Genomic DNA, 5178 nt, shown 5'->3' with positions numbered 1-5178 from the left:
TCGCGGACTTTCTTGGTCGGTAATTATTTACTAAATTAGTTGCTTAAACCACGCAACAAACCATATACAAACACGTTAGGCGTAATTACCCATGGAAGTAACATTCAACCTAAATAAAACGATAACAATCTCTTAAATAAAATTTAAATAATGCCACTTATAGAAGGATTAGCAAGTTTTGGAATCAGCCTAGGTGCAGGAATTGTAATAGAAGGAAGAAAACTATTTATCAGTACAGAGGTTCAAAAACAAATAAATAAGGCATTTGATGACTCTTTGAAAGAATATTGTGCAAATTCTGACATTTTAAAGGATGAGAGAAAAAAGATTAACGAAATATTCGAAACAGCTTCAAAACTTCCAAATTCGGATTTAAGAAATAAAGAAATTACAGGAGATTATTCAAGATTTTTCAAGATTTTTGAATCCAAACTAGTAGAATACGAATCAGCTTATAAGTATCTTAAAGAAATCCGGGATGAAAGGCGATACCAAGAAATACTTTTAGAATTCAAAACAGCAATAGAAACTATTAAAGATGAATTTAGAAAAAATAGTTCATCTGATTTAGAACTTGAGTATAACAGACAAATTGAGCAGTATAAATCCAACCTTGAGTCCTTCAAACCAATTACGGCATTTTCAAATTTGAAAGCTCTAGAAAAAAGCTTTGAAAACTATAATTTCATACCAACAAATGTTATGAAATCTAGTTTAGAGATTTTAAAAGGAAGGTGTTTAGAATATATGCCAGAACAAATTAACGAATGGCAAAAAGCTTATATAAGAGCGTATAAACTGAATGATAAATCTAGAGAAAATTTAGAAAATGCCTGTTATGCTTATTATAGATTAGATGAATTTCCAAAAGCAGATGATTTGGCAAATAAAATATTAAGTTTAGATGAATTTAATCCTAAAGCATGGGCTGTAAAATGTCTTATTCAAGATAGTGATGAGCTATGTGAGATTTTAAGTAATGTTCCCAAGATTGCTATTCATGATTATAGATTTAAAGCTCTTATTCATGCACGTAGCATAGAAAAGAGGAGATATGTAGATTTGGTTGAAGCTTTTTCTAAATTTAATATTATTGTAGACGTTACTGAATTCAACGGGCAACCTACAACATTTGAAAATTTTAGAGAAACTGCGTATTTGGTTAATTGTGCTAGCGTGAAGCTCATGGGTTTATACATAAGCTTTAATGAATCTATTAAATTACCTTTGAGTGTTTTAGAACCAATTTTTGAAATACAAAAAAGTTATCTAAAAGCTATTCATAATTCTGAAATTCAAGGTAATCACAGTTCGCTAAAATTTCTAAATTCATATCTTCAATTCTTAATGGAAGGAGAAAAAGATTATGTGTATAAAATGAAAGAACATTATACACAGTCTAATATAAAAGAATCATACTATACACTAGTTTTAGCAAACTCACTTCAATTAATTGGAGATATTAAAGGTGCAATTAAAATAATTTCTGAATCCGAAGAACAAACATCAGAAATTTTGACATTAAAAATGATTTGCTATTCAAAACTAGATAACATTGAAAAATTTATCAAATCAGCAAGGGAATTCTTAAAAGGAATTAGTGATGTTAAACATCATTTGATACACATGTTTATTATTCCTGAATCACTACATGAATACGACTTAAATTCTCGTATTTCAATTGATGAATATATCAAAGGTAAAAACTTCGAAAATAATGATTTAAAGAATCTGTTAATAGAATCACTAAAAGTATTTAAACGTGAAAATGATTCTGAAACAATTCAAAAATTAAATGAGATTTGGGAGAGTGGTAACATTTGTGAAATACATACGCAATCAACATTAGCAAGAACATTCCAATTGCTAAAGGAATATTCGAAATCTATAGAAGTTTATAGGGCATTTTTAGATTATGATAAAGAGTCTATTGATTTGCTAAGATATATTCAAGTACTATATTTTTCAAAATCTAACAATTCTGAATTACTTAAATTACTAAAGAATTGGCGTATTAATTTCTCTTTCAATTCGAGAATTATTCATCTGGAAGTTGAATTAAAAAGACATCTATTTGAATCGCCTGAAGTAATAGAAATTTGCGAATATTATTTCACCAAAGACGAATCTGATGAATTTATACTTACAAATTATGCTATAGCTTTGAATGAGGTTGATGACCCTTCAAACGAACAGTTTGAGAGACTTTTTGAACTGGCTGAAAAAATTGAATTTAACAGTTCTATAAATGCAACAACTATCGCAGAAATTCTTCTACAAAACAATCATCAAAAGGAAGGTTTGGAGTTGTATTACAGGCAAGCTGTAAATGAATCAGATTCTCAAGCAAGAATGGGATATTTTATGGCTTGTGTAAAATGTCCAGATGGGATTATAAAAGACTTTGATATAATTAAAAATGGACATTTTGTTAAGTATGAAAATAATAGCAAAATATCATTCGTTGAAATATCAGATAAAAACAAAAAATTTAATGAATTAATAGGTAAAAAAGTTGGAGATATAGTTACTTTTTCTGGTGATTTTGGGAATTTAAAAAAGAGCATCGTTGTTAAACGCATAATGAATAAATATCTAGCACTTCATGATAAAATCCTTGAAGAAGTAAATGATAAAGATCCATTTAGTCAAATTCCTATGGAATCTTTTAATATAGAAAAGCATCTTAAAGATGGTAGCTTGTTAGATTTTTTAGGTGAGATAACTGGAAAACAGGATTATGACCCTAATAAATTGATAAACGAATATTATTCACAAAAAATATCATTTACAGAAATTGTTATTGGAGAATATTCTAAACATTTTATAAAAGCATATTACAATTTGGAATATGATAGAAAGGGAGTAATTCAATACACTCAAACTTCTTATCCAATCATAAACCTTTTTAATTATGAGTATTTTATACTAGACTTCACTTCACTTTTAAGGCTATTTGAATTAACTAAAAATAAAAAGGTAAAATTCATTAAAAAATTCACTCTTACTACCAGTACAAAGTCTATGATTAAATCATTTTCAAAGGATTATATTGGTCATTCTGGAAATCAATATGTATTGAATGGTGAATTTTATAAAGAACTTCTTGATTGGATAAAAAATAATTGCGATTTGAAAATGGCTACCTCTAAATTAGATTTTATTAACGCACTTCCTGAATCAGTGAGAGGCAATTCTGTATTTGAATTATTAATTGACACAATAACGTTAACTCAAGAACTAACCAACTCTTTACTTATAACTGATGATGCTATGATGCTGAAATTCTATCCGATAAATAGTGGTAAAATTTTAGGAACATCTACTTTTTATCTTAAAGCCAGCGTTGATGGTTTATTTCGTGAGGAAAAATAAAAACTACGCCTAACACCGTGTATAATTAATGGCTGGTTCTCGCCTACTTACGAAAATCCTCGCGGATTTTCTATTCGGTTTTTATTTGCTAAATTAGGTGCTTAAACACGCCACTAATCATACACAAAACCGTTGGTAGCAATGCAAAAAAACATTACGAAATGAATCAAAAACAATTAATAATTAGACTTTATTTATTAATATTTTTAATAAGTTCAAATTTCTTATTTGGACAGGAGTCAACATTAAATATTCTATGGGACAAAGAAGATGATAAACCTATTTCTTATGCAACTATAAAGGGACTTGAAAATTATACAATTAGCAATGAAGATGGTGTTTTTGAATTTCAAAAAACGAATGGAAAAATTTTAATCCAAAGCGTAGTTTATGAAACTTTAGATGTTGATTTTATGTATCTAAAAGCAAATGACACAATTTTTATGAAGCCATTAACTTATGAATTAGATGAAATTGTATTGAGCAAAGATGGACTTTACACTCAAATGCTAAAAACTGTATTGACAGACTATGCACTTGAACCACATAAAGAAAAGTTTTTCTTAAGAGCTGTGATTAAAAAAAACAATGAATTCTATAAAATTGTCGATTTTTCTGGAATAGTGGAAAAACAAGCTTTATTTGATACTAGGTCAAAACCTATGCCTAAAAAAAACTATAAAGTACATATTGAAAATATCAGAAAAGTAGGTGTCGAAAATAGAAATATTGACTTTGCATTATTCAGTTTTAAAGAATTCTTTACAAACATTATTAGAATTGCTTTTAATCGTGAAGAATTCGATATTAGTTACGAAACTTCTTTAGAAAAGAATTCAAGTAAAATTATTCTCAATCCAATAGATAGTGAAAAAAGTTTGTATAGTGGTTATTATATTTTAAATGAAGACAATACTTTTAAAGAAGCAGATGTAACTTATAGCAATGAAAATGCTAATTTTGAGAATGTAAGAAATGCAAAATATAGAACTATATTAAGTAATTGGAAGTCGAGCTTTGAGAGAAACACCATAACAAATAAAATTCAGTTAAATAAAGCAACTTTAAAAGGAAAAACAGAAGTTTATGAAGAACAAGTAAAAGATATTTTTGATTGGAGTTATGTTTATTATTCAATTCCAATAGACAATACTGAAAAAATTAAGAACAACATCAACTTAAATAGAGATATGTTTGACCTCAAAGGAGAATACAATGCAGAATATTGGAAAAATCAAGACATACTTTATCTAACAGATAAAATGCAAGAGTTTATCAATAAAGTAAATTCAACTGGAAAAAATTCAGATTTCAAAACAAAAACGAATATGGAATAAGCACTGCTACCAACACCGTATATAATTTATTGCTGGCTTCTTGCCTACTTACGAAAGTCCTCGCGGTCTTTCTTGGTCGGTAATTATTTATTAAATTAGTTGCTTGAAACACGCAACAAACCATATACAATAACGTTGTAAGTAATTTTGAGTTGTCCTGAATAAAGGCTACATAATTTTAAACATTATGTACAAAAATGACAAAGTAATTAGACGTTACAGCGAACCTTTCAAATTAAAAATTTTAGCAGAACTTACAATCGGAAAACACACCAAGAGTGAACTATGCAAACTCTATTCTATTGCACCTACAACAGTGAATGTGTGGATTAAAAAGTACAATCGTAAAGACTTAATGAATACCAGAGTAAAAGTGGAAACAAAAGACGAAATATCTAGAATTAAAGCACTTCAAAAGGAAATTGAACAGCTTAAAAAACTGCTTCTTAAAAAGGATCTGGATGCT

The 5178-nt window shown here is 28.1% G+C and carries 3 protein-coding genes; all 3 read left to right on the top strand.

Going from position 1 to position 5178, the window contains the following annotated elements; translation table 11 throughout:
* Positions 1–150 precede the first annotated feature (150 nt).
* On the top strand, positions 151–3375 hold the full coding sequence (locus tag Q1B05_RS18250) for a hypothetical protein (protein ID WP_299782835.1): 3225 nt from the start codon (positions 151–153) through the stop codon (positions 3373–3375).
* Positions 3376–3536: 161 nt separating this feature from the next.
* Positions 3537–4712, top strand: coding sequence for a hypothetical protein (locus Q1B05_RS18245; RefSeq protein WP_299782833.1), 1176 nt, complete (start codon positions 3537–3539; stop codon positions 4710–4712).
* A 187-nt stretch (positions 4713–4899) separates the two neighbouring features.
* Positions 4900–5178, top strand: a 279-nt coding sequence (locus Q1B05_RS18240) for a transposase (RefSeq protein WP_299782831.1), incomplete at its 3' end; no start/stop codon positions are given.

It is taken from the genome of uncultured Formosa sp., assembly GCF_947500765.1.
Lineage (GTDB): Bacteria > Bacteroidota > Bacteroidia > Flavobacteriales > Flavobacteriaceae > Formosa.
Note: the sequence above shows the minus strand (reverse complement) of the source record. Positions and strands in the feature narration are given on the sequence as shown.

Excerpts from the sequence above, each read along its gene's own strand:
- Q1B05_RS18250 (WP_299782835.1), top strand. The coding sequence starts at position 151 with ATGCCACTTATAGAAGGATTAGCAAGTTTTGGAATCAGCCTAGGTGCA.
- Q1B05_RS18245 (WP_299782833.1), top strand. The coding sequence starts at position 3,537 with ATGAATCAAAAACAATTAATAATTAGACTTTATTTATTAATATTTTTA.